Here is a 26,488-nt window from a genome sequence, read left to right on the forward strand (position 1 = left end):
TTACCAGAAGGGGCGGAGATGCCGGACCCCGGTCTTGATTCCTTCCTGTGTACGGTATGGAATGGGTTCCACTTACTACTACAACCATGGCTATTATCAACGACCATTTCCTCAAGCTGCAGGCGGGATATTTGTTCCCGGAGATCAATCGCCGCGTGAACGCGTTCATCCAGGCCCATCCTGAAGCGGCTCGCCGGCTGATCCGCTGCGGCATAGGCGACGTGACGGAACCGCTACCCCAGGCCGCCATTGAGGCCATGCACCAGGCGGTTGACGATCTTGCCACGCATGAACGCTTTCACGGCTACGGTCCGGAGCAGGGTTATTTCTGGCTGAGGGAGGCGATTGCGAAGAAAGCCTACCAGGTCCACGGAATTCATGTGGAGGTGGACGAGATTTTCGTGTCCGACGGCGCGAAGTGCGACACGGGGAACATTCTGGATATTTTCGGCAGAGGAAACAGGATTGCCGTGCCGGACCCGGTTTATCCCGTTTACGTGGATACAAACGTGATGGCCGGCAATACGGGGGAGGCCCGCAAGGACGGATCCTACGAGGGGTTGGTGTATCTGCCCTGCACGCCGGAGAACAATTTTGTGCCCGATCTGCCACAGGAACATGTAGATTTGATTTACCTGTGCTTCCCGAACAATCCGACCGGGGCGGTAGCCTCCCGCATGGAGCTGCTGAAGTGGGTGGAGTACGCCCGCGCCAACCATGCGATTATTCTGTATGATTCAGCCTATGAGGCGTTTATTCAGGATCCGGATGTTCCCAGGTCCATTTTTGAGATTCCCGGCGCGCGCGACTGCGCCATTGAGTTCCGTTCCTTTTCCAAGCAGGGCGGCTTTACGGGCGTGCGCTGCGGCTATGTGGTGATTCCGAAGGAGCTGAAGGGCCATGACGCCGACGGGAACAAGGTGCCTATCTCCCAGTTGTGGAGCCGCCGCACCAGCACGAAGTTCAATGGAGCCTCCTACATCGTCCAGCGCGGTGCGGCAGCCCTGTTCACGCTGGAAGGGATGGCGCAGACCGATGTTCTGATCAGCCATTATCTGGGGAATGCCTCCCTTCTGCTGAATGCGTGCCGCCAGGCGGGCATGCGCGTGTGGGGTGGAGAAAACGCGCCCTATGTGTGGGCGGCCTGTCCGGACGGCCTGGACAGTTGGGGATTGTTTGACAAGATGCTGGCCGAGGCGAATGTCGTCATCACTCCGGGTTCCGGCTTCGGCTCCAAGGGGGAAGGCTTCTTCCGCATTTCCGCGTTCAACTCACGGGAGAACGTGGAGGAGGTGTGCCGCCGCATTCACGCCCTGTTTGCCAGATAAACGGAGTTTTCAGCCTTGATGGCAAAACACCCTCCGCCCGGGCGGAGGGTGTTTATTTTTGACGCTTCCTATTTGCGCGGCGGGGTGTTTTATGCAGAAGGTTTTTCAGAAGACTGCGCGGAGCTGAATGCTGCCGTTAAATTCATCCCGCTTGCCGGTGTAACCTTTTATTCCCAGACCAAGGAAGATTGGTTTTCCCGCCAACGGCTGGAATTCCACTCCCAGTTCCTCCATGCCCGTCCCTCCGCGGAGGCTGGGCGCGGCGATGTCCTGTCTGTACGCGACGGCACGGAACCTGATGTTGTTCCCGGCCGATGTCAGCGCGGTCACCGTTCTGATGGATTCAGAGGAAACGGGCAGGGGAATTCATTCTGATTTTGGAGTTAAAATTGCGTTCACAGAATAATCCGGCATGCCCCCGTAGCAGGGGGGGAGAGGTTGCAGGTGGAGGGATTGCCCGCTCCGTCTGTCAAGTCCCCGCTGCGATAGTCCGCATCCGGCCTTCCCGCTTGGAAGGAGGCTTCCAGCACAAGCCCTTTCAAGCCTCAGGAAATGAAGTTTTATAGCGGGGCAGGATGCCGCCGCCGTAATAGGATGTGTCCCCGGTGGCGCGGACGGAAGTGGCATCTTCAAAGAAGCTGCCCAGTACCAAGGAGCGGAGTTTCTGAAGACTGGTGGAGACGCTGGAGAGGTCCACATGGGCTCCGTACCATATTGGGAATGGCTTCCGGACATGGCGAAGAAGGCCCGCATGCCGGATGGGGCAGTTTCCTGCATGGGGCCAGAACGGCATTGTTGATTTCCTGGTCAGTGACCAGAGCTCCGCCCTGGCCGGCCAGGAGCATGACGGCGGCTCAGCCTTCGGAAGGGGATTTGGTTGGCGGATTGAACCGCGCTCCGTGATGGGGGCGTCAATGCTGTTTTCTCCGGGAGTGACGGTCACGTCATACAGGAAGGAGGTACCGCGTTTGATGCCGGAAATGGGAGGTGTTTTCTGCGTTATTCCCGTCGTGTTTATCCCATTTCCGTTGCGGATGAAAGAGATGGTTTTTCCAACGAAGGGAAGGGGGTATCAGAGTCAAATCCTCTCATTAACTTGGATTGACCAAGGTCCGGCATGCCGGACAAAATGATAGCGTTATGGCTGGCTGCCCCGTTTTCCGTTTTACCGCGAGACATAGACCTGTTTCCAGGTTTTCCCTTCGTCCGTGCTTTCATAGATGCCTTTTTCCGCGTACAGGGTGATGTGCTTGTTGTCCGCCGTGTCAATGAGCAGATTGAACGCGGCTCCCCAATCTTCCTTGTCCGCCCGCTTTTTCCAGTTTCTGGCGTTGCGTTCGCTGGAGTACACGCCTTTGCCGTCCAGGGGGACGGCCAGCATGAATGTGTCGTCCAGCCTTCTTCTGTCAATGGCCAGGGTAGGCTGGCTGACAGGGAGGCCCTGCATGACCCGGTTCATGGTGCGGCAGTCGTTGAAGGAGGTGTAAACGCCCAGTGTGGAAAAGACATAGAGTTGGTCTGCGGCCCGGGTGTCAAAGACGATTTTCAGGAATCCGGCTCCCTGCACTTCATTTTTCCGGTCCCATTTTTTTCCATTGTTGGTGGAGACGAAGATTTTGCTCATATTGGTCTTGCGGTCGGCCGACAGGGCGGCCATCCGTCCCTGGACCATGGTATGGAAGGCGACGTTGGTGAAGGGTTCCCCTTCCAGCCCGGTGTTTTTCCAGGTGGCGCCTCCGTCCGTGCTCATGAACAGTCCGGCCCGGTCTGATCCTACAATGATTTCCTGGGGGTTGCGGGGATTGACGGAGATGAGTTCCCCCGCAATGAAGGAAGCCGGGGAAGGATCCACCTTCACTTCCGGATTGGCGACGGTCCATGTTTTACCCATGTCTGTGCTGCTGAACAGGGCGCCCCCCTGGGAGGTGGGGGCGAGCAGCAGGAGCCTGTTCCCGGAAAGAGCCATGGACCGGACCGCTTTGACACCCCTGGGCAGGGAAAGGGGCTTGCGCACGTAGGCGCCGTTTTTGTGTTCCACCAGGTCTGCCCCCGTGCGGTAGCGGACGGCCGTCAGCTCCGGAGAGAGGAGGGAGTAGCCGATGATTTTTCCGGCAGGCATGGGGGAGGCTATTTTGTGGGTCTGGAGTTTGGCCGGTTTCAGGGTAACTCCGTCCACGACGGCGGAGAAGACGCCTTTTCCCTTGCCGGGAATGGTTCTGAAGGTGATGCCGGCGATGGCTTCCTCCTTCATCGGAATGATGCGCTGCATGCCTATCTCCCATTTTTTCATGTCCTGGGAGGTAAGGCAGGTGAATTCGTTGCCGCGCCGCACGATGCGCAGCCAGCGATGTTCCTTGTTCAGGCCGAAGGTGGACTGGCGCCCCGTTCCGTAGTCGCTGAAGTCCGCACTGCATCTGAGGCCGCGGCCCACGGTATGGAAGACGGCTATTTCATCGTCATAGTTGGTGGCTCCGGCATCCTTGCGCACCATGATGCCCACCCAGCAGTCGCCGCCCGGGTCCAGGGATTTGTCGCTGAAGGAGTTGATGTGGGCTGTCAGCATGAAGTCCCCCTTGATTTTCTTATTAACGAGGTATTCCCCTTCCCCTACGAAGCGGAATGCATTCCCCGTGCCGCTGATAGCGTAGGGAAGGCCCGGCTCCCCGCGCAGCATGATGTCCCAGCCCGGGGCGACACGGCTCTGGGAAGGGATGGTGAGCACCAGGGTGTCCACGGTATGGTTCCCGTTGTAGAAGACGCGTGCCCACACTTTGTTTTCTCCGTTGAAGAGCATCAGCGGGGCGGTGAACGGAGCGCTTTCCGAGGAAGAGACGAGCTTGCTGCCGTTGTAGTATTCCACCTTGTTGATCCGTCCCGAAGACAGGACCGTTTTCAGCATGCGTTCAAAGCCCTGGCCGGTCATGTCCAGCCTGGCTTCCGGGATGTCGGCCCGTTTGGGGCGCATCAGGTTGGAACTCGGAATTGCCTCCAGGGGCTGGTTGCCGTACTGCCAGCCCACCCATGCCACGGTGAATTCGTGTTCCGGTTTTTTCTTGAAGTAGGTCAGCCTGATGGGGAGCGTCCCCTTTTCCAGGAAGACGGAGGCGCGCTTTTCCGAGGTGCTGTGCAGCCCGTCGTTGTCAATGACCGTTTTTCCTCCGATGTCCAGCCGGCTTCCGTCGCAGGATTGGAGGGCGAAGGTATAGGCTCCGCTCTGGGGGACGATGAGAAGACCTTCGTAGTCAAAGGCGAAGCGGCCTTCCCTGGCTCCGCGCAGGGCAGTGTCAAATCCGCGGGAGACTCCGGTTCTCGTTGGTTTGGAGAAGTCCAGTTCCGACAGTTTAGACCAGCCGTCCTTGCTTTCCAGGTATTTGTATTCCAGGCCGGGGGACAGGTCGTGCTTGCCGGGAAGCCCTTTCCCTTTCATGGGGGCTTCCGTTTCCGCCCTGGTCAGTTCCAGGGTCTTTTTCTGGTCAAAGATGTCCGTGATGGTGAGTTTAACAAAGCACTGGGAGATGTCCCGCGGCAGGGAAAGGGCCCTGGTGCGCACGTGGGGGATTTGCTCTTCCACGGCATGGACGGGCGTACCGGAGTATTGCGGGTTGTCGAATACTTCTATCTTGTACGCGAACTGGGGGGAGGACGTGTCTTTCAGTGACCAGTCCACGATCACCTGCCCTCCGTTATGGCGCGCCTTCCCTTCCGCCATGATGGCGTCCATGGCCGGAGCGTCCGGCTGCTTCAGCCGGAAGGTGTGCTTGCGGCCCGGGTCCAGGTTTCTAGGGAATTGCCTGTTTTCCGTATAGGACATGGTCAGCACGGAGTCATTTTCCGTCTGGTGGACCGTCCAGCCGCTGTATTTCATGCCTCCTTCCTTGGGGACGTTGATGGAGACGGTATCGCATTTTTCCCATGTTCCGTTGTGCCTGTAAAAGCCCTTGCCGCGCCACAGTTCCCGCTGTTTGCGCCCTCCGTGGCCGAAGTCCTCCAGGAATCCTCCGTTGCCCTTGAAACCTGTAGCCGCATAGGGAATGCGGAAGGTGGCGATGTGGTGCCACTGGTTGCCGGCCTGGTCTTTCATCCACCACCCGGCGTAGCATTCCTTTTTGGCTTCGTCCGCACCCCAGGTGCGTATGAACATGGTGTACCACTGCCTAGTCTTGATCCAAGGCACGTCCCGGCCCCCGGCCTTCCCGGAGGCTCCTTCCCCCACGTATTGCTGGGCATAGACATGGGGATTGACGTACACATTGCGCACCTGGCGCCCTTCGTAAACCGGAGCAGGCCAGAAGGACCACACGGTGGAGGGGCGGTAGGTTTCCAGGTTCGTGTTATCATTGACGTTGGCCGCCACACCCGCGTAAAAGTAGCCGCCCTTGGGGAACATGTCCAGGTTCCAGCAGGAGAAGTAGGTGGATTCCGGCCAGTAAGGGTAGAGCAGGTCCACCATGATGATGTCCGATCCAGCCTTAACTTCATCTCCATACCAGCTCGCGGAGGAGGGAAGCGTTAAGAGAAGCCAGAGGGAACAGAGAGAAAGGAGGAATTTGGACATAAGAATGAAGAGGCAGAGGAAAATTGCGCTGGAATTTGAACCGTTCCATTTATCATAAAAAGAGACCAGAGTGCCAGCCTCAAATGAAGGAATCTGCCGCATGTCTGTCAGCACGGGAAGAAAAGAGGGAGGGAATGGCGTGCTGGGGTCTTGCTCTTGCCCGTTTGCACGGAGTAAGTTTTGCCGGATGGTCCTCCGGACGCGCATAAAGTTGTTTTTCAGGAAGACTGCCGTTCTGGCATGTTGTGCCTTTTTCCTGCCTGCCGCCGGCATGTCCGGCGGCATGGCGGAGCCTACGGCTGCCGTTTCCGCCCGGCTTGTTTCCTGCGAACATGCCGCGGACGGCAGGGTGACGGCAAGGGGAGCGGTCATGGGCACGGTGTTTACGGTGCGCGCCTATCCCGGTTACGGCATGGACGAAGGCCGGACGGAAGAGGCCTGCATGCGGGCGCTGGCCTGTGCCGTGTTCTGGGAGGGGGTGATGTCCGCCATGGATGCGGAAAGCCAGCTCGCCGCCCTGAATGCCGCTCCGGCAGGGGTGAAGGTTCCCGTTTCTCCGGAGTTACGGAGGGTGTTGTCGCTGTCCCTGGAGTATGCCTGTTTGACGCGCGGAGCCTTTGACCCCACGCTGGGACCTTTCATCCGTTTGTGGAAGAAGTCCCGTCGCCTCGGGGTTCTTCCTTCCCAGGAGGAGCTGGAGCGTGCGCGCCGGGCTTCCGGTTGGGAGAAGCTGTCTGTGGACGGGGAAGGGGTGATGAAGGCCACGGAGGGGATGAGGATGGATCTGGGAGGCATCGGCAAAGGGTTTGCCGTGGACAGGATGGCGGAGATGTTGGAAGAAAGGGGAGTGGAGTCTTTCTGCATTGACAGCACCAGCGATGTTCTGGCGGGGGCTCCCCCGCCGGGAATGCGAGGCTGGAAGCTCCGGGTGGCCGTGGAGGGGGGGCGGCTGGAGCAGCGGCTGTTGAGCCATGCCGCCGTATCCACTTCCGGGGATGCGCACCAGTTTGCGGAGATAGGCGGTGTGGCGTATTCCCATGTGCTGGATCCTGCTACGGGGCTGGGTGTCACGGAAGGCAGACAGATCACCGTTCAGGCTTGCACAGCCGCTTTGGCGGATGCCTTGTCCACAGCGGCCTGCGTGATGCCGGAAGAGGCGTTCCGGGCTCTTGCCGGAAGAATTCCCGGGGTTTCCGTGCTGGGGTTTTTCCGGCATCCGCCGCCGGAGAATGAACGGAGCCGTGCCTTCTCCGGGCAGAAAATTCCGTGAAAGAAGTGCGGCGGACATGACGTTTTGTTGAAGTATTCCCATATTGAAAACGTTATGAGATTATGCCGTCTTTTATGTCTTGCCGCCATCGGGTCAGCCGTTCCCTCCGCGGTTTGCGCCGATTTTCCAAATCCCTATCCCGCTCCGGTTTCCGGAGCGCGCCTGACGCCGGAGACATCTCCGCTGCCGTCGATCAATGGAGCCCGCGTCCTGGGAGTCAGGCCTGGGTCCGAAGTGCTGTTCCAGGTGCCGGTTTCCGGAGAGCGTCCCATGCAGATCAGAGTGTCCGGATTGCCCTCAGGGGTGAAGATGGATTCCCGAGGCCTGATTTCCGGCAAAGCCCCGATGCGGAAGGGGGAATACCGGGTGAAGCTTGAGGCCGCCAACAGGCACGGAAAGGATGCCGGGGAATGGGTATTGAAGGTGGGTGACGATTTATGCCTCACTCCGCCGATGGGCTGGAGCAGCTGGTATTCTTACAGCGAGGCGGTAGGACAGGACCAGGTACTCAAGACCGCCCGGCTTTTTGTGGAACGCGGGCTGGTCAACCATGGCTGGACCTACATCAACATTGACGATTGTTGGCAGGGGAAACGGGGAGGGAAGAATTTTTCCATTCAACCCAACAAGCGTTTCCCCGATATGAAGTCCATGTGCCGTGCCATTCATGCCATGGGGCTGAAGGCTGGCATTTATTCAACGCCGTGGATGGGGACGTATGCCGGCTTTATCGGCGGAAGCGCGCCGGACAAGAAGGCGGATTATGCAGGATTGAGCATCCCGGAAAAGGACCGTTTGCAGGAGTATCAGATATTCGGACGCTATCCCGGCGTTCACCGTCAGCATGCCGACCGCACAGGGCCCGTATGGCTGTTTGACCGCGACGCCCGGCAGTGGGCCGAATGGGGATTCGATTACGTGAAGGTGGATTGGAAACCCAATGACGTGCCCACGACGAAACGCATCCGGAAAGCACTGGATGAGTCCGGGCGCGATATCGTGCTGAGTCTGTCCAATGCGGCTCCGTATGAGCATGTGGAAGAGTTGTCCAGGCTGGCCAATTTGTGGAGAACGACGGGAGATATCGAGGACCATTGGGGCAGTGTCAGCGGCATCGGCTTTTCCCAGGAACGCTGGCAGAAGTACATGCGCCCGGGACATTGGAACGATCCGGACATTCTCCAGGTCGGCAAGCTGGGCAAGCCCAACCGGCCCAATACTGCGTTTGGCCAGACGAGGTTGTCCCCGGATGAACAATACACGCATGTGACTCTGTGGTGTCTGCTGTCTGCTCCCCTCATTATTTCCTGCGACCTGGAGAATATTGATTCGTTCACGATGGGTCTGCTGACCAATGACGAGGTGATTGCCGTGGACCAGGATCCGGCGGCCCATCCGGCCCGTAGGGCGTGGAACCAGGGGAATTTCCAGGTATGGACGAAGGAGCTGGCGGACGGTTCCACAGCTGCGGGCTTTTTCAATATCGGCGGTTCGAAGGAGGTTCTGAAGGTGAATCTGAAGGATATCGGCCTGTCTGGTCCCCATCAAGTGCGGGACCTTTGGAAGCGTGCGGACCAGGGAACGGCTGAAGGGGACATTGCCGTGGAGCTCAACAGTCACGGTGCGGCCATGTTCCGCTTCACCAAGAAAGAGTGATGCCTAGTATGCGGGCAGGCTTATCAGGATGATTCTTCCTGGGGGCTTATCCAGAGATTCCGCACCTTGATTACGGATATCCGGCAGATACGTACAGGTCTGGAGCCGGAGCTCCGGATTGTTTTTCCGTCCGTGTTTTCTGATTTATTTGCGGAGCATTTCATTTACCGGTGCGGGAGCAAGCTTAAGACATATGAAAACATCCCGGAATGGTGCTTATTTTTCCCCTATGCTTTTTGTGTTTCCGTTTCTTTATTTCAGAGGATGGATGATTTAATTTTTTACTTTGAAATCAATTTGTGCCCGGCAGGGAACAAGAGAAACACATTTGTTATTTGATTGCACGGGTACAAATAGAAAGAACCGCCCCGGTAATCCGGGACGGTTCTCAAGTTTCAAAAAGATTGAATGTGACTTTGCCTTGTTCTCTGTTCAGAGCGGCTTAGGCGGCGATGCCGAAGTGCTGCTGAATGGAGGCGAAAATCTTGTCGCGGCGTGCGCGGGCTTTTTCGATGTCGCGGGTTTTCAAGGAGAATCTCAGGCGTTCCGCCGTGGAGTCGGGCTTGTGAACCGTGACGTGGCACCACCAGACCCCCCTGTTGTTCCACAGGTGATGGTTGGGGTTGTCATCATTAATTCTAAGAGCGATTTTGGTTTGGGCTTTCATCTGTGTGATCTTTTCCAGTAGAGGACGTCTTATATTACGTCCGATGGTATATTAGTGTTTCAATAAAACCTTCAACTTGGAGGTGCCTCACTTAAGCAGATGATCCCTTGTCTTTTGGAAATCCTTTTTGCCAGTTGCTCACCTCGTTGAAGCCTTAGAGTTCAGCCGGCAGAGCAACGTTCAAAAAAAGAATCTTTTTTTACAGGAGACCTACCTTTTTAAGAGTGTTGTACGCACCGTTCTTGTTGATTGTACGCAAGGCCTTGGCAGAAATCTTCATTTTAACGAACTGGCCCAGTTCAGGAACCCAGATACGCTTTTCCTGAAGATTGGGATAAACGGTACGATTGACAGTCTTAGTGACGTGACGACCAATACCGCCCTTTTTCTTGGCAAGACCGGAGCGATGGATACGACGACCTTTGTGAGGCATGGTACCTCGGATGATGCAAATTCGGGACATGGCAATCGAAGTTATTTGTTAATGCGAGGAAGAAAGATTACCGTATTTTTGCCCAAGGTCAAGAATAACTGATCAAAAGCTCCGGATTTTACGTCCGGCGCCATGCAGACCGACTTCATTCCTTGTTAAAACGTAGCCTGCACTTGCACGCGGAGGAGCTCCGTGAGAGATTGGAAGCATGAGTGAAAATCATTATGCAGAGTTTTCCGAATGCGGCATGAAGCCCCAGGACGTGCTGGCTTATGTTTCCGGTCCCGCCCCGGTTCCGGCAGAGGGGGAAGTGCTGGTGCGGATGATGGCCGCCCCGATCAATCCGGCCGATATCAATTTCATTCAGGGCGTGTACGGCGTGAAGCCCGTACTACCGCATTCACGCGCAGGACTGGAAGGCTGCGGCGTGGTGGAAGAGTCCCGTGCGGACGGCTTCCGGAAAGGGGACCAGGTGATTCTGCTGCGCGGCGTGGGCTCCTGGAGCAAGCTTGTGGCGGTTCCTGCCGTCAACCTGATGAAGCTGCCCGTGGCGGTGGACCCCGTGCAGGCGGCCATGCTGAAGGTGAATCCCCTCACGGCTCTGCGGATGCTGGAAGGGTTCGTGAGCCTGAAGCCCGGCGACTGGGTCGTCCAGAACGCCGCCAATTCCGGGGTGGGGCGCTGCATTATCCAGCTTGCTCGCCAGATGGGTGTCAAGACGGTGAATTTTGTCAGAAGGCCGGATGAATTGAGGGATGAGCTGACGATGCTGGGAGCGGATCTGGTGGTTGGCGAGAATGACGAGGATGCAGTGAAGAGAACCTTGGCTTTTCTGGACGGGAAGCGTCCTGTTCTGGCTTCCAACGCCGTAGGGGGGGAAAGCGCCTTGAGGCTGATGGATATGCTCGCACCCGGCGGAAGCATGGTTACCTACGGAGCCATGAGCAGGAAGAGCATCAAGGTGCCGAACGGGTTCCTGATTTTCAAGGGCATCAGGCTGGAGGGCCTGTGGGTGACCCAATGGCTTAAACATGCTCCGGCCCAGGATATTGCGGCTGCCTATGACAAGCTTGCGCGGCTGATGGCGGAGGGCAGCCTGGTGCAGGCCGTGGATACGGTGTTTCCGCTGAACGAAGTGCGCCGGGCCGTGGAGAAGGCGCAGGAAGAGTTCCGCAACGGCAAGATTGTGCTGAAGATGGGTTGGAGTGATTTCTTGTTTAAATGAAAGTTTCTAATGAATTATTAGAAAGAAGAGACTTGTTTTGCTGTTGTTTGGGTAGGAACGGCGAGGTGGCGGTGTATACTTTGCTCTTTGGAGCGCTTGCTCTGATATAAAGTAATGTGCATGGAATGGTTCAGGGAAGCGGAGCGGAAATTGGGTAATTCATCAATTGGGATGTAATTTTTTAGGATGATGTTTTTGTAGGGTTCCATGATGGGGGCATCCAAGGGGAAGCTGACTATCAGAAAATCGGCTTTTTGATTTGTCAGGTAGAAACACACTTCTTTCACAGCTTTGTCCCATGTGGGTCTGATAATATAAAATTTCAATTTCGGGTAGACAGGAGCTTGTTGTACAAACCCGAAGGAAAGGTCCATGAAGTGTATGATTTGTGGGTCTGTAATGGATCGCAAGTGGGCACATATTTTTTCCAGCCCCCTGTTGTTCTCTTTTAATTTTCCAGTAAATTTTTGATAGAAGTTGTATGAAGAAGCAGCCAGAGGACACAAAATGGCTAAAAGATAAAGTTTACGGGAATAAAACAATTTCCATTGCAACTTTTCTTTCACTAATTCCATGAGCCCGACCAAGCCTATGAAGGCGTATGGTAAAAGAATAACGGAACTATTTACTTTAGTCTTGTATCAGTCGTCCTGGCCATCTCTCCTGCCAATTTATTACCGAATATCCACGTTGGCAATAATGCAATATTCCGACAAGATTATTCTACATAATTCCGTATTTTTATAAGTTTCGTAGATTTCAGAAAATTATTTCTGAATAATTGTTTAATTTCTGGGAATGTTATATATTTTTCTTGACAAAATATATAGGGAGACACCAAAATCAAAATTTGAGTTCTATGAATATTTTGGTTTCTGCTTTTTCGTGTATTCCTCATCGTGGTTCGGAACCGGGGGTCGGCTGGAATTTTATTAAGGAAATGTCTTCAAGGCATGAAGTGACCGCTCTGGTTCGCAGAAAGTATAAAGAGAGTATTCTTTCTGCGAACGAGCCGTGGATGAAGAGAGTTCAGTGGGAGTTTATTGATCCTGAAAAAACGTTTTGGACAAAGGACGAGGAAGGAGTAGGAGAACAGATGTTTTATTTGCAGTGGCAGAAGGTGGCATTGCAACATACAATGCGTTTATTAGAAACAAAAACTTTTGACTTGGCACATCATATCACTTTCGGGAAGTATTGGGTGCCTTCCCTTTTGCCTCTTTCCGGTATTCCGACGGTATTTGGCCCTGTGGGGGGGGGCGAAACTTTTCCACGAGGATATTTTTCTCATTTTTCATGGAAGGGCCGTGGATTTGAGATACTAAAACGGATAATGAGTACGCTTGTATCTAGTTTCCCACTGTATCGGAGAGCATACAAAGAAATGGTGCATGCTTTAGCTACAACCAGCGATAGCCGCCTGAAATTGATGAAGTTGGTGAATTGTCAGGTGGAAGTTGTTCCTCAATCGGGATTGAGCCGGGATGAACTGGACATGATGGACAGTATTTCCACATCAACTTCTATTTCTGATATTCCCAAATTCGTAACTGCCAGCAGGCTGAATCATTGGAAAGCGATAGATATTGCGGTAGCCGCTTTTGCGGAGATAGTTCCGGAATTTCCTTCAGCACAGCTGGTCATTATTGGTCAGGGGCCTGAAGAAAAGCGTATCGGAAAAATGGTCTCAAGATTAAAACTGACAGACCATGTAAAGCTCATTGGAAGATTACCGAATATTTCAGATGTTTATAGAGAGATGGCGTCAGCCACGGCATTCATTCATCCCGCATTACATGAGGCTTTTGGCCAGGCGTGTGTAGAGGCATTGGCTTTGCAGACTCCCGTGATTTGTTTTGATCATGCTGGTCCTGGGTTAATTGTTGATTCCAAGTGCGGAATTCCTGTTACTCCATCGGGATGTCCACGCCGTGATATTCATTCTTTTGCGGAGGCTATGAAAAATATTGCTGCAACTCCTGAGCAACGAAAGTTGTTGGGAAAAGCTGGTCGGGCAAAAGTGGAGGACACATTTTTATGGGAAAGTATTGTTGACGTGATATGCAGATTCTATGGTAAATACGAAAAATCAAATGATAAGATTTTATGAATGAGGAACCGGATTTTTCAATTGTCACGCCTAGTTATAATTATGCGCAATATATACGGGAGTGCATAGAGAGCGTGAAGTCCCAGGAAGGTGTGACGTTTGAACATATTGTCCAGGAAGCCGGATCCACTGACGGGACGAGGGAGATTTTAAAGGAGTATTCCCACCTCCGGGTGTATGAAGAGAAGGATTCCGGCATGTCGGATGGCATTAACCGCGGCTTCCGCCGTGCCAGAGGCAGGTGGGTGATGTGGTTTAATACTGATGACAGGCTGCTTCCCGGGGCATTGGCTGCCGTAAAGAGATTTGTGGAAGAGCATCCGGAGGCCGATGTCGTCTATGGAGCATGGAATTTTATTGATAAGGACGGCAACCATATCCGGTCCATGAAGGCATTGCCTTTCTGTGAAAATATGTTGATCTGGTATGGGTGCTACCTGCCTTCCACATCCTTGTTTTTTCGCCGTTCAACGATTATGGATGAAGGGTTTCTGGTGGACGAGCGGTTCAAGTTTATTATGGATGGTGAGTATTACGTGCGCTTGAGTCGTGCGGGAAAGAAATTTTTGAATTTCAATCATTTGCTGGCGGATTTTCGGCTGCATGGCGGAAATATCAGTGCAGAGCACAGGGAAAAGGCTGATATGGAGACTGAACTTTACCGGCAGAAATTGCAAGGGGAGGATGCCGCCATCAGGCGCGTGTACGGATATGCTTTTAAACGGTTCAGCTACAATTATGTTTTGGACGGCCTTCTGAAAGAGGCGTACCGAGTTAAAAAGCTGTTTTTGAATGTAGTTACCCCCTGGAAATAGAGGGGGGAAATCAGCAATTTATGGCGGTTCAGCACAGAGTAGAGTCCAGCCAGGAGCTGAGGATTTCCACGGCGGCCACCTGGTCGATCACGGGCCGGAAGCTCTTCGTCTTTTTTCCGGCGGCGTGCAGTTTTTCCTGGGCGATGACGGTCGTGAGGCATTCGTCCATGAAGATAAGGGGAAGGCCGGGCAGGGCGGCGGAGAGTTCCCTGCCGAAGGCGCGCACCTTGACAGCCGCACTGCCTTCCGTGCCGTCCATGCGTACGGGGAGGCCGAGCACCAGGGTGCGGATGCCCCGTTCCTGAACAATCTGCACGATGCGGGTGACGGCGTCCGTCTGCCGCCTGTGAATGGTTTCCACAGGATGGGCCATGATGCCCACCGGGTCCGTGGCCGCTATGCCTATGCGGGCTTCTCCGTAGTCGATGCCCAGGGCGGGATGCTGGCTGGTCATCTGAGTTCGTCCGGGAGCTGGTTGACGATTTTCTTGATATCGTCCGCCTTGTCCCTGTTGGCGATGAGGATGGCGTCCGCCGTTTCCACGACAATGAGGTTTTCCACGCCCAGCAGGGCCACGTGCTTGTCCCCGCCCTGAGAGAAGACGATATTGCCGGAGGCGTCCTGCACGGTGATATCCGTGTTGGTTTTGTTCCGGTTGTGGCTTTCCAGATAGTCTGACACGGAGATCCACGAGCCTACGTCATCCCAGTCGAAGGTGGCTTCAAAGTTGAGTACCCGGTCGGCGTGTTCCATCAGCGCGAAGTCGATGGAAATGGGAGTGAGTGAGGGGAATTCCTCCTGGAGGGCGTGATGAGGATCCGGCGCTTCTGCAATGTGTTCCACAAAGGAGGCCAGTTCCGGGCAGTGCTTGTCCAGTTGCTCGCAAACGGCGGGAATGCTCCAGACGAACATGCCCGCGTTCCAGCAGAAGTTGCCCTGCGCCAGGTAGGAGGCGGCTGTTTTCGTATCCGGTTTTTCCTTGAAGCGCAGAACTTCACGGCAGGAATGGGCCGGAGAGGCGCAGGGCGTTTCCTCCCCGCGTTCAATGTATCCGTAGGAAGGGCACGGCCAAGTGGGCTTGATGCCTACGGTGACGAGGGCTTTTTCCTGGGCGGCGGTGTCCATGGCAGCCTGCATCAGGGCGCGGAAGTCTTCCCGGTCCCGAATGAGCTGGTCGGACGGGATGACGAGCATGACGCCGTGCGGGTCCGTCGCCTTGATGAGTCCGATGCCCAGGGCGATGGCGGGCGCCGTGTCACGACGGACGGGTTCGGATACGATGTTGTCCGCGGGGATGTCCGGCGCCTGGCGGCGCACTTCCGCTTCCTGCAAATGGTTGGTGAGGATGAAGATGTTCTGCCTGGGGACGAGGCCGTCCAGCCGGTCGATGGCCTGGCGGAGCAGGGTGTCTTCCCCAATGATGTTGAGGAGCTGCTTGGGGCGGTGGTCCCGTGAGAGCGGCCAGAAGCGCGTACCACTGCCGCCGGCCAGAATGAGAGCGTATTGATTCATGGTTGTTCCTTGATGATTGAGGTGCAAGAGAGAATCAGATGCCGCCGAAACGGCGCGTTCTGCGGGCGTAGTCCTTGACGGCCATTTCCATGTCCCGTTCGCTGAAGTCCGGCCAGAGGGTGTCCGTGAGGTAGAGTTCCGCATAGCTGATCTGCCAGAGCAGGAAGTTGGAAATCCTCATTTCTCCGGAGGTGCGGATAAGCAGGTCCGGGTCCGGCATGCCGGCAGTGTCCAGGTACTGACCGAACGTTTCTTCCGTAATGGCGTCCGGATGGAGTTCCCCGGCGGAGATTTTTTCTGCGATCTTCCTGGCCGCTCCCGCGATTTCAGCCCGGCTTCCGTAGGAGAGGGCGAGGACGAGATTGATTTTGGTATTTCCGGCGGTTTGCTCAATGCTGCGTTCCAGCAGTTCCCTGGTGCGTTTGGGCAGGCGGCTAGTGTCCCCGATGGCGAGGAGACGCACGCCTTTGTTTTTCATTTCCCGGAGGCGCTTTTTTAGGAAGTCATGCAACAGGAGCATCAGGGCCTGCACTTCCGTTTTGGGACGGTTCCAGTTTTCCGAGGAGAAAGCGTACAAGGTGAGCCAGGGAATGCCGTGGGAGATGCAGAAGTCAACGCAACGTTCTACGGTGTCAGCCCCCGCCCGGTGTCCGGCGCGGCGCGGCAGTCCGCGGCTGTGCGCCCAGCGGCCGTTGCCGTCCATGATGCAGGCGATATGGCGCGGCAGTTTTTCCTTGGGGATGGTGTGCATAGATAGATGTCGCGCCCACAGACTAGTCCATGACGGGGTCCAGTTCAACACGCAAGTTTTCCAGAATGTATTCCTGGCGTTCCCGTGTGTTTTTACCCATGTAGAAGGCGAGCAGTTCCTTGACCTTGTGGGAGTCTTCCAGCCGTACCCGGTCCAAGCGCATTCCTTCCCCGATGAAGGCCTTGAATTCATCCGGAGAGATTTCCCCGAGGCCCTTGAAGCGGGTGATTTCCGGATTTTTGCCCAGCAGGGTGATGGCCGCTTCCCGCTCGGAGTCCGAATAGCAGTAGATGGTCTGTTGCTTGTTGCGCACGCGGAACAGGGGCGTCTGGAGGATGAAGAGATGCCCTTCCCGGATGAGTTCCGGGAAGAACTGGATGAAGAAAGTCATCAGGAGGATGCGGATGTGCATGCCGTCGTCGTCGGCGTCCGTGGCGATGACTACTTTGTCGTACCGCAGGTCTTCCAGGCCGTTTTCAATGTTCAGGGCGTGCTGGAGGAAGTTGAATTCCTCATTTTCGTAAACGACCTTGCGGCTCATACCGAAGGAGTTCAGGGGCTTGCCCCGCAGGGAGAAGACCGCCTGGGTTTCCGCATCCCGCGCCGTGGTGATGGAGCCGGAGGCGGAGAGGCCTTCTGTGATGAACAGGGTGGTTTCTCCCGCGCGGGCATGCTTGGAGTTGTAGTGGACGCGGCAGTCCCGGAGGTTTTTGTTGTGGATTTTCGCCTTCCGGGCGTTTTCCCTGGCCAGCTTCTGGATGCCGGAGAGTTCCTTGCGGTCCCGCTCCGCGTCCTTGATTTTTATTTCCAGCGCCTTGGCGGTTTCCGGATTTTTGTGCAGGTAGTTGTCCAGTTCCCGCGCGATGAAGTTGCCGACGAAGGTGCGGATGGTTTCCCCTTCCGGGCTGATGGTGTTGGACCCAAGCTTGGTCTTTGTCTGGGATTCAAAGACGGGTTCCTTCACCTTGATGGAGATGGCGGCCACCAGGGAAGAGCGGATGTCCGCCGCCTCATAGTTCTTTTTGAAGAAGTCCCGGAGAGTTTTGACGATGGCTTCCCGGAAGGCCGCCTGGTGCGTTCCCCCCTGCGTGGTGTGCTGGCCGTTGACAAAGGAGTAGTGCTCCTCCCCGTACTGGCTGCCGTGCGTGAAGGCTACCTCGATGTCGTGACCTTCCATGTGGATGATCGGATAAAGGGGCTCTTCACTCATGGCTTCCGTGAGCAGGTCCAGCAGACCGTTTTTGGAGACGTAGCGGCGTCCGTTGAAGTGCAGGACCAGTCCCTTGTTGAGGTAAGAGTAGTACCGGCACATTTTTTCAATGTATTCCGGCCGGAACTGGGTATTTGCCGGGAAAATTTCCTGGTCTGCATGGAAGGCCGTGCGGGTGCCGTTGGGCTCGTCCGTGCCGCCCTTCCGTCTCGCCTTGGGGACTTCCTCCCCACGGCAGAACTGGTAGGAACGCGTTTCCCCATCCCGATAGGCCTGGATTTCAAAAAAGTCGGAGAGGGCATTGACTGCCTTGATGCCCACTCCATTGAGGCCGACGGATTTTTTGAAGGCGTCGCTGTCGTATTTGGCCCCTGTGTTGATCTTGGCGGCGCAATCCAGCAGTTTTCCAAGCGGAATGCCGCGGCCGAAGTCGCGCACCTCGCACAGGCCGTCCGGGGTGATGTCAATGGTGATTTTTTTGCCGAATCCCATGACGAATTCGTCAATAGAGTTGTCGATGACTTCTTTCAGCAGAACGTAAACACCGTCGTCCGGTGAGGTTCCGTCTCCAAGTTTCCCGATGTACATCCCCGGACGCATGCGGATGTGTTCCCGCCAGTCCAGGGTTTTAATGCTGTTTTCGTCGTAGGCCATGTAATAGTAAGCGCACCCATGATACGGCAACCGAAGGGCAATGACGACGAAAAAATTCCTCATACCTTCTGTACAGCGGCGGCCGTTCCTGCAGGGAGCTGCCATGTTATGCGGCGTGGATGCCTTTTCAGAGTGGAAAGCCTTTTCTGCGGGTTGAAATTGAAGCCTCTCGCGGGCACCGGTTCCGTGCAGGCGTTTTGTGGTAAAAGAGCTTCATTCATTCGAATTGCCGGGGTGCGGCAGTGGCCCGTTCCGGAATGGAAATTATCATGCGCAGTTCCGTCGCGCCGAATGTTATTTCCCGAGAGGGGTGGACAGGTAAGGGAAGAAGAAGGATTTTATGAACAGGAAGGGAAATGGCTCGCTGGAGGCGGAACGGCATCAGGAATGGAAAACCGTGCAGCCTTCCTTTTTGGCATGCGTGCGGAAAGGGAAGGGCGGAAACGCTGTAAGATTCTGCGTGAAAGGTGCTTGACCCGGATGGCATTCCCTGCTGGAATCCGTGAGGCATGATCAGTTACAAGGCCCCGTGCAAGGTGAACGCTTCCCTCCGCGTTCTGGGAAAAAGGGAGGACGGTTTTCATGAGGTGGATACCGTGATGGTCCCTCTGGAATTGTCTGATGAATTGGGGTTTTCCCCGGCTCCCTGTCTGGAAATGAGTTGCAGCGCTCCCGGCGTGCCGGTGGATGAGAGCAATCTGGTCATGAAGGCCGGCCGTCTGATGGAACGGGAACTGGGGAGGACGATGCCGTGGCACGTCCATCTGGTGAAGAATGTTCCCCACGGGGCCGGACTGGGCGGCGGCAGCAGCGATGCCGCCTGTGTGCTTAAGGTGCTGAACAGCCTGGAAAACGGAGGACTGCCGCCGGAACGGCTGGTGGAACTGGCCGGGGAGATCGGTTCCGACATCGGTTTTTTCATTTACGGCACGGCTTGCCGCTGCACGGGCCGGGGAGAGAATGTGGCGCCTCTGCCGGATTGGCGGGAATGGGCGCCCCTGCTTGTTCTGCTTAAGCCGTCGTTCGGCGTTTCCACGCCGGATGCGTACCGACGCTGGGCAGGTTCCCGCGAGCTTCCGGGCATTCCCTACGGGGAGCAGGAGGTGGACGGGCATGTACTGGTCAACGACCTGGAGAAGCCCGTGTTTGAGAAGCACCTGTTCCTGGCGGAGATGAAACGCTGGCTGCTGGCCAGGCGGGGCGTCCGCGGAGCGATGATGTCCGGTTCCGGTTCTACCATGTTTGCCGTGATGGAGGATGAGAATGTCGCCCGCACACTGATGGAAGACGCCGCCCGGGAGCTGGATCCCACCCTGTGGATGTGGTCCGGCCGTGTCGCACAGCAGGGCTTTTGTAAAAACATGCCGCAGTAAGCGGCGTTGCCTTGACGCCGGGGGATGCATGCCGTTACACTCCACGCATGTTCAAGAATTTGTTTGCAGGTCTGTTTTTTGCAGGTGCGTGCGTCCTTCAGGTTCAGGCGGGCGAGTACGGGGATAGTGCCGTTCAGGCCGCCCGGGAGCTTTCCGGAGCCGTCAAGACCGGCGACATGATGTGGATGATTGAGAAGATGTATCCGCCCATCAAGAAGCAGCTTGTGTCTTCCTTTCCGGGAGGGGAGGCCGCTTTCATGAAAACCATGAGGGAAAAGATGCAGGCAGCCGCCGCCGTCATGAAGGAGCGCGGCATGGTGGTGGAGACTTATGAAATCGGCAATCCAACGGCGGAACACTTGGTGAGGAACGGAACGGAGGCTCTTGTGGTTCTGCCCACGCGTATGGTGATTTCCATGAAGCGGCCGGACGGCGTTCCCGTCAAGACGGAGAGCAAAGGAATCCTCATTCTGGTGAAGGACGTGAAGGAGAATGGACCGTGGACGTTTATTGACGCTTCCAAGATGAACGTGAACGGGTTGCGCTCCCTGTTCTATGATCTTCCGGCTCAGGTGGTTCTGCCCCCGGTTTCTTCCCGTCAGCTTCCTGTCGGTCAGTAAGGGAGGCGTGCCCGTATGAACGGCGCCGGTGCAGGTGAGGATTGCGGCGTTAGCGCCTTTGAAGCGTATGTCCGGCAGGCGTTCGCGGAGGACGGCCTGTTTTCCCGTGCCAGGGATTTTGAATACCGGGCGGAACAGCAGAACATGGCCCTTGCCGTTGCACGGGCGCTCCAGGTGGACGCTCCCCTGCTGGTGGAAGCCGGAACGGGCGTGGGCAAGTCACTGGGCTATTTGCTGCCCGCCGTGAAGTTTGCGCTGGATTTTGAGCGGAAAGCCGTCGTTTCCACGCATACGATCAATTTGCAGGAGCAGTTGTTCAACAAGGATATTCCGCTCCTGCGCGCCGCCCTGGGGATTGATTTTTCCGCCGCCCTGCTGAAAGGCAGGCAGAATTACCTGTGCCACTCCCGGCTGAGACGCGCACTGGGGCAGATGGATTCCCTGTTTACGCAGACGGAGGCCGCGGAATTGAAGCGCATCCAGGACTGGGCCCTGCGGACGCAGGACGGCACCCTGAGCGACATGACGTTCAAGCCCTCTCCCAAGGTATGGGCCATGGTATGCAGCGAGCCGCACGCGTGCAGCATGCGCAATTGCGGCCCCTCCTGCCCGTACCAGGTGGCCCGCAAGAAGGTGTTGGACGCCAAAGTGGTGGTTCTGAACCATACGCTGTTTTTCGGTCTGATGGCGCAGGCGGAAGAGTCCGAGGAGGCGGGGTTCGTGTTTCCCGGGGATTTCGTGATTCTGGACGAGGCCCACATGATTGAGAACATTGCTGCCCGGCAGCTTGGCGTACAGTTGTCGGAATCCCATTTGAATTACGAGCTGCTGAGGATGTTCAATCCGCGCACGAAGAAAGGCCTGCTGAAGCCGCTGAATAATCCCTCCCTGTTCCAGAGGGTGGAGGAGGTGCTGGACGCTTCCGGCCTGTTTTTCCAGAATGTCCGTGATGACTTGGGCTTTGCGGGGCACGGCAAGATTGTTCGCATTTTACAGCCGGAATGGTCGCAGGACATGCTTTCCCTGCCTTTGGCTGAATTAGTCGGGGAGTTGAAGCGGGAAGCGCTGAAACAAGAGGAAAACGTGTCCGTGAAGGATGAGCTGGCAGACATGGCGGCCCGCATGGAGGAGGCGCAGGCCTCCCTGAAAGTGCTGATGGACATGACGGAGGAAGAGCACGTTTACTGGGCGGAGAAGTCCGGCCCGGAGGGAAGGAACCTCAGCGTATGCTCCGCCCCCGTGGAAGTGGGGGAAATCCTGAGGGAGCGCCTGTTTTCCGCCGGCCGCGCCGCCATTCTGACTTCCGCCACGCTGGGCACAGGGGATGCGGACATGAGCTATTTTGCCGGGCGCGTAGGTGCGGAGAAGGTACGGAAGCTTCAGATAGGCAGTCCGTTCAACTACCGGGAGCAGATGCGCCTGATCGTGGCCCGCTCCATGCCGGAGCCGGACCAGCCTGAGTACGCGGAAGTGCTGCCCGAATGGATCAAGAGGTATCTGGCGGAGTCAAAGGGCAGGGCTTTCGTGCTTTTCACGAGCTACCGCCTGATGGTGCAGGCGGCGGAGAAGGTGCGTCCGTTTTGCGAGGGGCAGGGATGGAATTTGTACGTTCAGGGCCAGGAGATGCAGCGGCATGCCATGCTGGAGGCGTTCAGAAAGGACGTGAACAGCGTTTTGTTCGGCACGGACAGTTTCTGGACGGGGGTGGATGTGCCGGGAGAGGCCCTTTCCAACGTGATCGTGACGCGTCTGCCGTTTGAGGTGCCCGACCACCCGCTGGTGGAGTCCCGCTTTGAGAGCATCAAGGAACGCGGCGGAAATCCATTTTACGAGTATTCCGTGCCCGTGGCCATCCTGAAGCTGAGGCAGGGGGTCGGGCGGTTGATACGCACGAAGAACGATTCCGGGATGGTGGTGATTTTGGACTCCCGCGTGGCTACCAAGAGGTACGGGGCGAGGTTCATCAAGTCCCTGCCGGACGCGCGGCTGGAGTTTGTGTGAGGACGGGTGCGCTTAGTTCAGCTTCCAGTTCTGCCGTCCGAAGAAGATGCGGTAGAGTTTCCGTGTTATCCTTCTCTTCCGGCACAGGTGCCAGAGAGCCGGTTTTTTGTAGTTAAGCAGGAATTCCACGTCCTTTACCCAGGGTTCCGACAGATGGCGCTGCCGGCAGAATTGAAGAAGAGTCTGGTAGGTATGGCGCAGGGAGAGCGTGGCCAGGTCAATGGAGCGGATGTCCCTGGAGGATAGTTCCACGGACGGCATGCAGCCTTCCAGCAGGTGTTCCGCTCCGCAGGCCTTGAAGTTCAAGATGGTGCGTTTGCATTTTTCACACTGTCCGCAATTTTTCCCGCCCGGCTGCGGATTCTCCCAGCATACCCGGAGGCGGGATACGCCGAAGGGCCAGTTTTTAAGTTTTTCCGCCTTTTCCGTGCGGGAAAAGCCGTGGCCGTCAGGGTAAACCCGGAATTGCCGCTGGGAAAGAAGGTGGTCCGTGATGGGCTGGCTGCCCCAGGGAATGGTCAATGTGTCGTAGGGCGCCGAGCTTCCCGCGATGAGGTTTCTGTAGCCGGAAGGGGCCAGGAAGGAAGCCAGTCCGGCAAGAACGGCAAGATGGCTCAGTTCCCCCCATAAGGCGGCATGTTCATGAAAGACGTTTTGGTAATTGCAGCGGATGACGTACAGCTTGTCAATGCCGAGGTCCTTTAACATGAGGCGGGCATTTTCCTCCACATCCAGCAGGAGCTGTTCTTTCGCGAGGGGGACGTCCAGACCCGCTCCCAGGAAACCCGCCTTGATGTTCAGCGTATTTCTTCCCGCCTGGCCGGAGGTGTGCCTGTAGGCGGAGAAGGCCGCATCCAGCCCTCCCGAGAAGCAGACGAGGGCGGAGTCGTCCACCGGGTCCTGGGTATCGTCAATGATCTGTTCGGGAGACAGCGTGACGGGATGGAGCTTGTCTGGGTACCATTTGATGAATGCCTCCGTGAAGTTTTCCAGATTCCGGAGCAGGGTGAGGCTCACCGGAGCGTTGATTTTGAATTCGCCGCCGATGCGCATCATCTCAAAGATGAGCAGGCGCGTCCACGCATCTCCCCTGGCGGGCGAGTCTATCCAGGCCCGGCAGGCTTGTTCTTCCAGTTCCGCCCAGACTTCGCGACGATCATCATCCGTTTGAAAGGTGCAGGTCAGGCGGTGCAAACCATTGGATTGCAGGTGTCCGGTTTTTGGAATATCCAAGGCTGAAGGCATGTCGGCCTACATTGTACGGATTCGGAATCCGTTTTAATCACAAATAGTTACAATCATCTCACTATAAACATAATATACGTATTCCACACAAAAGCCGCTCATCAACCGGAAGCGCATCTCTAATCCTAATAGCTTCGTGTTCAAAATTGAACATTGACCCCGGATTCCGAATTTGCAGGGTAAATTTTCCGGACGGGACGGGAATGGCGGCAGCCCGGAACACAGTGTGGGGATATTTTCCTTTTACCTGCCGTAGTGCCTCAGACAGTAGCTTAGGGGTTGTTCCAGGCGGGCTTCCTCCAGCAGGGCACAGTCCGCAAAGATGTCCGGCACAGGAGCGTCCGCCAGGATGGAGCCGTCTTTCATAACGATGCAGCGGGTGCACAGGTCCATGACCATGTCCAGATCGTGGGTGGCGATGATTTTGGTGTGGGAGAACCGGCGCAGCAGGTTGATGAGCGTGCGGCGGGAGGCCGGGTCCAGATTGGCGCTGGGCTCGTCCAGGACGAGGATGTCTGGACTCATGGAAAGGACGGTGGCGATGGAGACGGCGCGTTTTTCCCCCCCGGAAAGGTGGTGCGTCATTTTGTCCGCCAGGGCGGCGGCATTCACATCCTGCAGGGCCTGGGCCACGCGGCGGTCTATTTCTTCCTGAGGGAGTCCCATGTTCAGAGGGCCGAACGCCACGTCTTCCCGGACCGTGGGCATGAAGAGCTGGTCGTCCGCCTGCTGGAATACCATACCTACGCTTTCCCGGACGCGGGCAGCCGTTTTAGGCGTCACGGGGATGTCTCCCACGCGCACCTGTCCCGAAGAGGGCGTCAGCAGGCCGTTGAGGTGGAGCAGCAAGGTGGATTTTCCCGCCCCGTTTCCTCCGACGAGGGCGACGGATTCTCCGTGCGTGATGCGCATGGTGACGCCGTTCAGGGCCGGGGGAGAGTCCGGATAGCTGAAGCACAGGTCGATGGTTTCTACAAGATGGTGGCTCATGAGATGAGATTGCGGGTGAATTGGCCCGCCAGCATGGTGACGTTGACGCAGCGGAAAAGGATGGCGAAGAGGCAGAAAAGGAGGCCGCCCATTACTCCCCGCGCCGTGATGGCGCCGGGAACGGAAGAGAATTCGGGATCTTCCCCGCCCCTGCACTGGACGGCCTGGTAAATGCGTTCCGCCCGGCCGAACGCGCGCAGCAGGAGCTGTCCCGTCATGGCCCCCCATATGGACAGCGGGACGGCGCCGGAGGAACCGCGCCGGGAACGGAAGGCCAGGAGCGTGTTCTGGAATTCGTCCACCAGAATGAAGGCATACCTGTACAGGAAGGCCAGCAGGGTGATCAGGATGCGCGGCACGCCGAGCTGCCGGAGGCCGCGGCACAGCGGGGCGAAGCCGGTGGAGGCCAGCAGGGTGAAGGCTGCCAGAATGGTCAGCATGCACCGCAGGATGATGGAGATGAAGGAGATCATGCCCCGCGTGACGGGAATGCCGAACCATTCCCCCGCGGGCGTCCTGTCCACCAGGGGATTGAATATCCCGATCATGACGGCGACGGGCAGGAGCCACAGGGTCCGTTTCAGCAGGTAGCCGAGGGGGAGCCCCGCCATGCGGATGACGCACACGGGGAACAGGAAGAAGGGGAGCTGCCCCGTGATTTCCTGCGGCGGCCAGGAGAGGACGCAGATTTGAAAGACGATGAAGGCCCCTATCTTGATGCGGGCGTCCAGACGGTGGAATCCGGTGTTTCCGCAGGAAAACCGGTCCATTTGGCGGAATTGCCGCGCGGCGTCCGTGAAGAGGGGCATGGAGGAATCAGCGGGGGCGGTCTTCGTGCGGTTTTCTGCCGAAGAGGAATCCGGCCAGGAAGATCAGCGCCGCGATGATGGCGCTGCCCAGGATGCCGGCCAGGCTCGTTTCAGGATTGACCAGGGAGGCGGGTTCCGTGTCCGGGACCGTTTCTTCCGCGGCGGGCAGGGCGTAGTCCGGCATGATGGCTGTGGCCGTCTGTACGGATTCCAGATTGCGGTGGATGGCGGAGGGGGCCGCCAGGCTCGTTTCCTCGGAGCCCGTGACTCCGGCCACGGACCATTCCAGGCCGTCCGGGTAGGCGGAGGCGAACCAGGAGAGAGCCGCGCCGCAGAGAAGGGCGGCCACCGCAAAGATGCCCAAGACGGTGAAGGATGCCCTTTTTGGGGTTCCATGTTCCGGTTCCGCAGGACGCAGCAGGGAAGGCTGCGCCTTGCTGATGAAGATGACCACGGCGGCCGTGGCAAGACCTTCCACAACGCCGATGGCCAGGTGGATGGGCAGCATCAGTTCCACGAACTGGGCGAAGGGCAGGGCGGAAATGCCGGAAGCCGTAGTTTCCAGAACGACGGAGAAGGCCCCCAGCTGGAGCCCGATGACGGCGGCCGTGATGCTTGCCAGCGTGATGCGGCCCGTGCCGGGGCTGCCGCCCGCCAGCGGCTTGTAAATGAAGGGGTAGGCCACCAGGCAGGAGAAGAAGCCCAGGTTGAAGATGTTGCAGCCCAGCGCCAGCAGGCCGCCGTCCGCGAAGAAGAGGGCCTGGACGGCCAGGATGGCCGCCATGACCAGAAAGCCTGCATAGGGGCCGAGCAGGATGGCCAGAATGAGGCCGCCGCCCAGGTGCCCGCTGGACCCAGTGCCCGGAATGGTGAAGTTCAGCATCTGGCAGGCAAAGATGAAAGCTCCCAGCACGCCCATGAGCGGGACGAGCCGGGCCTCCTTTTCCTGCTTGATCTTGCGCGCGCAGAGTACGGTGATTGCCGCCGTGGCCGCCCACATGGTGCAGCCTACTGCCGGTGAAACGAAGCCGTCCGCCATATGCATGGTTTCTGTGTCTTTCTATGGGTGAAATGTTGGTGAAATGGCCCGGATTGGGCAGATTGGCGTTACTTTAGCATAAATGCCGGAAAGCCGAAGAAGGAAGTGCGGCAACATGGGAGAGGTTGTCTTCCGCAGATGTGTGGAGGAGCCGGGAATTCCTGCCGTAGTTGATGATTCCGTGCGGAGAGATGAGTGCCTTTCCGCATATTGCATGGTATCTGC

Annotated in this window: 24 protein-coding genes; 9 read left to right on the forward strand and 15 right to left on the reverse strand. The window is 56.9% G+C overall.

Annotated elements, in window-relative coordinates:
* Positions 1-86: 86 nt before the first annotated feature.
* Positions 87-1,328, forward strand: coding sequence for an LL-diaminopimelate aminotransferase (locus tag V3C20_RS08310; protein WP_130084452.1), 1,242 nt, complete (start codon positions 87-89; stop codon positions 1,326-1,328).
* Between the two features lie 105 nt (positions 1,329-1,433).
* Here V3C20_RS08310 and V3C20_RS08315 read toward each other — a convergent pair whose 3' ends face one another.
* The 4 genes from V3C20_RS08315 to V3C20_RS08330 form a co-directional block, all read right to left on the reverse strand.
* Positions 1,434-1,658 (reverse strand): hypothetical protein, encoded by a 225-nt coding sequence (locus V3C20_RS08315; RefSeq protein ID WP_130084451.1) that lies wholly within the window; start codon positions 1,656-1,658, stop codon positions 1,434-1,436.
* A gap of 65 nt (positions 1,659-1,723) precedes the next feature.
* Positions 1,724-1,870 carry a hypothetical protein gene (locus tag V3C20_RS08320; RefSeq protein WP_153812557.1) on the reverse strand — a complete coding sequence of 49 codons (147 nt, stop codon included), beginning with the start codon at positions 1,868-1,870 and terminating at the stop codon, positions 1,724-1,726.
* A complete protein-coding gene (locus tag V3C20_RS08325; RefSeq protein ID WP_149873793.1) occupies positions 1,867-2,271 on the reverse strand; it encodes a hypothetical protein in 405 nt (134 codons plus the stop codon). The genes V3C20_RS08320 and V3C20_RS08325 overlap by 4 nt, the downstream gene beginning before the upstream one ends.
* Before the next feature lie 222 nt (positions 2,272-2,493).
* Positions 2,494-5,883, reverse strand: coding sequence for a PA14 domain-containing protein (locus tag V3C20_RS08330; protein ID WP_161981398.1), 3,390 nt, complete (start codon positions 5,881-5,883; stop codon positions 2,494-2,496).
* Between the two features lie 271 nt (positions 5,884-6,154).
* On the opposite strand from V3C20_RS08330, the gene V3C20_RS08335 reads away from it, so the two are divergent.
* Both V3C20_RS08335 and V3C20_RS08340 read left to right on the forward strand, forming a co-directional pair.
* Positions 6,155-7,153 carry an FAD:protein FMN transferase gene (locus V3C20_RS08335; protein ID WP_161981496.1) on the forward strand — a complete coding sequence of 333 codons (999 nt, stop codon included), beginning with the start codon at positions 6,155-6,157 and terminating at the stop codon, positions 7,151-7,153.
* A 54-nt stretch (positions 7,154-7,207) separates the two neighbouring features.
* Positions 7,208-8,809, forward strand: coding sequence for a glycoside hydrolase family 27 protein (locus tag V3C20_RS08340; RefSeq protein ID WP_130084448.1), 1,602 nt, complete (start codon positions 7,208-7,210; stop codon positions 8,807-8,809).
* A gap of 442 nt (positions 8,810-9,251) precedes the next feature.
* Here V3C20_RS08340 and V3C20_RS08345 read toward each other — a convergent pair whose 3' ends face one another.
* Together V3C20_RS08345 and rpmB are read right to left on the reverse strand one after the other, a co-directional pair.
* Positions 9,252-9,476 carry a hypothetical protein gene (locus V3C20_RS08345; protein WP_012420228.1) on the reverse strand — a complete coding sequence of 75 codons (225 nt, stop codon included), beginning with the start codon at positions 9,474-9,476 and terminating at the stop codon, positions 9,252-9,254.
* A 199-nt stretch (positions 9,477-9,675) separates the two neighbouring features.
* On the reverse strand, positions 9,676-9,939 hold the full coding sequence (gene rpmB, locus V3C20_RS08350; RefSeq protein WP_130084447.1) for a 50S ribosomal protein L28: 264 nt from the start codon (positions 9,937-9,939) through the stop codon (positions 9,676-9,678).
* Between the two features lie 178 nt (positions 9,940-10,117).
* Here rpmB and V3C20_RS08355 point away from each other — a divergent pair, with 178 nt between their 5' ends.
* Positions 10,118-11,134, forward strand: a complete 1,017-nt coding sequence (locus tag V3C20_RS08355; protein ID WP_130084446.1) for a 2-enoyl thioester reductase domain-containing protein — start codon at positions 10,118-10,120, stop codon at positions 11,132-11,134.
* Positions 11,135-11,151: 17 nt separating this feature from the next.
* Here V3C20_RS08355 and V3C20_RS08360 read toward each other — a convergent pair whose 3' ends face one another.
* Complete coding sequence (locus V3C20_RS08360) at positions 11,152-11,709, reverse strand: hypothetical protein (RefSeq protein WP_302368844.1); 558 nt, start codon at positions 11,707-11,709, stop codon at positions 11,152-11,154.
* 284 nt (positions 11,710-11,993) lie between these two features.
* Between V3C20_RS08360 and V3C20_RS08365 the strand changes: the two genes are divergently transcribed.
* Both V3C20_RS08365 and V3C20_RS08370 read left to right on the forward strand, forming a co-directional pair.
* The gene (locus V3C20_RS08365; RefSeq protein ID WP_130084444.1) at positions 11,994-13,244 is read left to right on the forward strand and encodes a glycosyltransferase; all 1,251 of its coding nucleotides are present in this window, start codon (positions 11,994-11,996) and stop codon (positions 13,242-13,244) included.
* Positions 13,241-14,059: a glycosyltransferase family 2 protein gene (locus V3C20_RS08370; RefSeq protein WP_130084443.1), complete on the forward strand. Its 819-nt coding sequence runs from the start codon at positions 13,241-13,243 to the stop codon at positions 14,057-14,059. The genes V3C20_RS08365 and V3C20_RS08370 overlap by 4 nt, the downstream gene beginning before the upstream one ends.
* 28 nt (positions 14,060-14,087) lie before the next feature.
* Here the strand turns inward: V3C20_RS08370 and ruvX are convergent, their stop codons facing one another.
* From ruvX to V3C20_RS08390, 4 genes are read right to left on the reverse strand one after another with little or no spacing between them, the layout of a single operon-like run.
* On the reverse strand, positions 14,088-14,513 hold the full coding sequence (ruvX, locus tag V3C20_RS08375; protein ID WP_130084442.1) for a Holliday junction resolvase RuvX: 426 nt from the start codon (positions 14,511-14,513) through the stop codon (positions 14,088-14,090).
* Positions 14,510-15,571, reverse strand: coding sequence for a mannose-1-phosphate guanylyltransferase (locus V3C20_RS08380; RefSeq protein WP_130084441.1), 1,062 nt, complete (start codon positions 15,569-15,571; stop codon positions 14,510-14,512). The genes ruvX and V3C20_RS08380 overlap by 4 nt, the downstream gene beginning before the upstream one ends.
* Positions 15,572-15,605: 34 nt before the next feature.
* Positions 15,606-16,322, reverse strand: coding sequence for an isoprenyl transferase (locus tag V3C20_RS08385; RefSeq protein ID WP_130084440.1), 717 nt, complete (start codon positions 16,320-16,322; stop codon positions 15,606-15,608).
* Positions 16,323-16,344: 22 nt separating this feature from the next.
* The gene (locus V3C20_RS08390) at positions 16,345-18,186 is read right to left on the reverse strand and encodes a DNA topoisomerase IV subunit B (protein ID WP_130084502.1); all 1,842 of its coding nucleotides are present in this window, start codon (positions 18,184-18,186) and stop codon (positions 16,345-16,347) included.
* Positions 18,187-18,695: 509 nt separating this feature from the next.
* On the opposite strand from V3C20_RS08390, the gene ispE reads away from it, so the two are divergent.
* The 3 genes from ispE to V3C20_RS08405 are packed head-to-tail and all read left to right on the forward strand — an operon-like array spanning position 18,696 to position 22,180.
* On the forward strand, positions 18,696-19,559 hold the full coding sequence (ispE, locus tag V3C20_RS08395; protein WP_130084439.1) for a 4-(cytidine 5'-diphospho)-2-C-methyl-D-erythritol kinase: 864 nt from the start codon (positions 18,696-18,698) through the stop codon (positions 19,557-19,559).
* 47 nt (positions 19,560-19,606) lie between these two features.
* On the forward strand, positions 19,607-20,179 hold the full coding sequence (locus tag V3C20_RS08400; RefSeq protein WP_130084438.1) for a hypothetical protein: 573 nt from the start codon (positions 19,607-19,609) through the stop codon (positions 20,177-20,179).
* A gap of 15 nt (positions 20,180-20,194) precedes the next feature.
* The gene (locus V3C20_RS08405; protein ID WP_130084437.1) at positions 20,195-22,180 is read left to right on the forward strand and encodes a helicase C-terminal domain-containing protein; all 1,986 of its coding nucleotides are present in this window, start codon (positions 20,195-20,197) and stop codon (positions 22,178-22,180) included.
* Positions 22,181-22,192: 12 nt separating this feature from the next.
* Here V3C20_RS08405 and V3C20_RS08410 read toward each other — a convergent pair whose 3' ends face one another.
* The 4 genes from V3C20_RS08410 to V3C20_RS08425 form a co-directional block, all read right to left on the reverse strand.
* Positions 22,193-23,425 carry a hypothetical protein gene (locus tag V3C20_RS08410; RefSeq protein WP_130084436.1) on the reverse strand — a complete coding sequence of 411 codons (1,233 nt, stop codon included), beginning with the start codon at positions 23,423-23,425 and terminating at the stop codon, positions 22,193-22,195.
* 243 nt (positions 23,426-23,668) lie between these two features.
* Entirely contained in the window at positions 23,669-24,415 is a 747-nt protein-coding gene (locus V3C20_RS08415; RefSeq protein WP_130084435.1) for an ABC transporter ATP-binding protein, read from the reverse strand.
* Positions 24,412-25,224, reverse strand: coding sequence for an energy-coupling factor transporter transmembrane component T (locus V3C20_RS08420; RefSeq protein WP_130084434.1), 813 nt, complete (start codon positions 25,222-25,224; stop codon positions 24,412-24,414). The genes V3C20_RS08415 and V3C20_RS08420 overlap by 4 nt, the downstream gene beginning before the upstream one ends.
* Positions 25,225-25,231: 7 nt before the next feature.
* The gene (locus V3C20_RS08425) at positions 25,232-26,269 is read right to left on the reverse strand and encodes an energy-coupling factor ABC transporter permease (RefSeq protein WP_130084433.1); all 1,038 of its coding nucleotides are present in this window, start codon (positions 26,267-26,269) and stop codon (positions 25,232-25,234) included.
* Between the last annotated feature and the right edge of the window lie 219 nt (positions 26,270-26,488).

It is taken from the genome of Akkermansia sp. RCC_12PD, from assembly GCF_036417355.1.
Taxonomy (GTDB): domain Bacteria; phylum Verrucomicrobiota; class Verrucomicrobiia; order Verrucomicrobiales; family Akkermansiaceae; genus Akkermansia.

Bases quoted from the DNA above. Each gene is read 5' to 3' on its own strand.
- V3C20_RS08310 (WP_130084452.1), top strand. From the start codon at position 87: ATGGCTATTATCAACGACCATTTCCTCAAGCTGCAGGCGGGATATTTG.
- V3C20_RS08330 (WP_161981398.1), bottom strand. From the start codon at position 5,883: ATGTCCAAATTCCTCCTTTCTCTCTGTTCCCTCTGGCTTCTCTTAACG.
- V3C20_RS08335 (WP_161981496.1), top strand. From the start codon at position 6,155: ATGTCCGGCGGCATGGCGGAGCCTACGGCTGCCGTTTCCGCCCGGCTT.
- V3C20_RS08340 (WP_130084448.1), top strand. From the start codon at position 7,208: ATGAGATTATGCCGTCTTTTATGTCTTGCCGCCATCGGGTCAGCCGTT.
- V3C20_RS08345 (WP_012420228.1), bottom strand. From the start codon at position 9,476: ATGAAAGCCCAAACCAAAATCGCTCTTAGAATTAATGATGACAACCCC.
- rpmB (WP_130084447.1), bottom strand. From the start codon at position 9,939: ATGTCCCGAATTTGCATCATCCGAGGTACCATGCCTCACAAAGGTCGT.
- V3C20_RS08355 (WP_130084446.1), top strand. From the start codon at position 10,118: ATGAGTGAAAATCATTATGCAGAGTTTTCCGAATGCGGCATGAAGCCC.
- V3C20_RS08360 (WP_302368844.1), bottom strand. From the start codon at position 11,709: ATGGAATTAGTGAAAGAAAAGTTGCAATGGAAATTGTTTTATTCCCGT.
- V3C20_RS08365 (WP_130084444.1), top strand. From the start codon at position 11,994: ATGAATATTTTGGTTTCTGCTTTTTCGTGTATTCCTCATCGTGGTTCG.
- V3C20_RS08370 (WP_130084443.1), top strand. From the start codon at position 13,241: ATGAATGAGGAACCGGATTTTTCAATTGTCACGCCTAGTTATAATTAT.
- ruvX (WP_130084442.1), bottom strand. From the start codon at position 14,513: ATGACCAGCCAGCATCCCGCCCTGGGCATCGACTACGGAGAAGCCCGC.
- V3C20_RS08380 (WP_130084441.1), bottom strand. From the start codon at position 15,571: ATGAATCAATACGCTCTCATTCTGGCCGGCGGCAGTGGTACGCGCTTC.
- V3C20_RS08385 (WP_130084440.1), bottom strand. From the start codon at position 16,322: ATGCACACCATCCCCAAGGAAAAACTGCCGCGCCATATCGCCTGCATC.
- V3C20_RS08390 (WP_130084502.1), bottom strand. From the start codon at position 18,186: ATGGCCTACGACGAAAACAGCATTAAAACCCTGGACTGGCGGGAACAC.
- ispE (WP_130084439.1), top strand. From the start codon at position 18,696: ATGATCAGTTACAAGGCCCCGTGCAAGGTGAACGCTTCCCTCCGCGTT.
- V3C20_RS08400 (WP_130084438.1), top strand. From the start codon at position 19,607: ATGTTCAAGAATTTGTTTGCAGGTCTGTTTTTTGCAGGTGCGTGCGTC.
- V3C20_RS08405 (WP_130084437.1), top strand. From the start codon at position 20,195: ATGAACGGCGCCGGTGCAGGTGAGGATTGCGGCGTTAGCGCCTTTGAA.
- V3C20_RS08410 (WP_130084436.1), bottom strand. From the start codon at position 23,425: ATGCCTTCAGCCTTGGATATTCCAAAAACCGGACACCTGCAATCCAAT.
- V3C20_RS08415 (WP_130084435.1), bottom strand. From the start codon at position 24,415: ATGAGCCACCATCTTGTAGAAACCATCGACCTGTGCTTCAGCTATCCG.
- V3C20_RS08420 (WP_130084434.1), bottom strand. From the start codon at position 25,224: ATGCCCCTCTTCACGGACGCCGCGCGGCAATTCCGCCAAATGGACCGG.
- V3C20_RS08425 (WP_130084433.1), bottom strand. From the start codon at position 26,269: ATGCATATGGCGGACGGCTTCGTTTCACCGGCAGTAGGCTGCACCATG.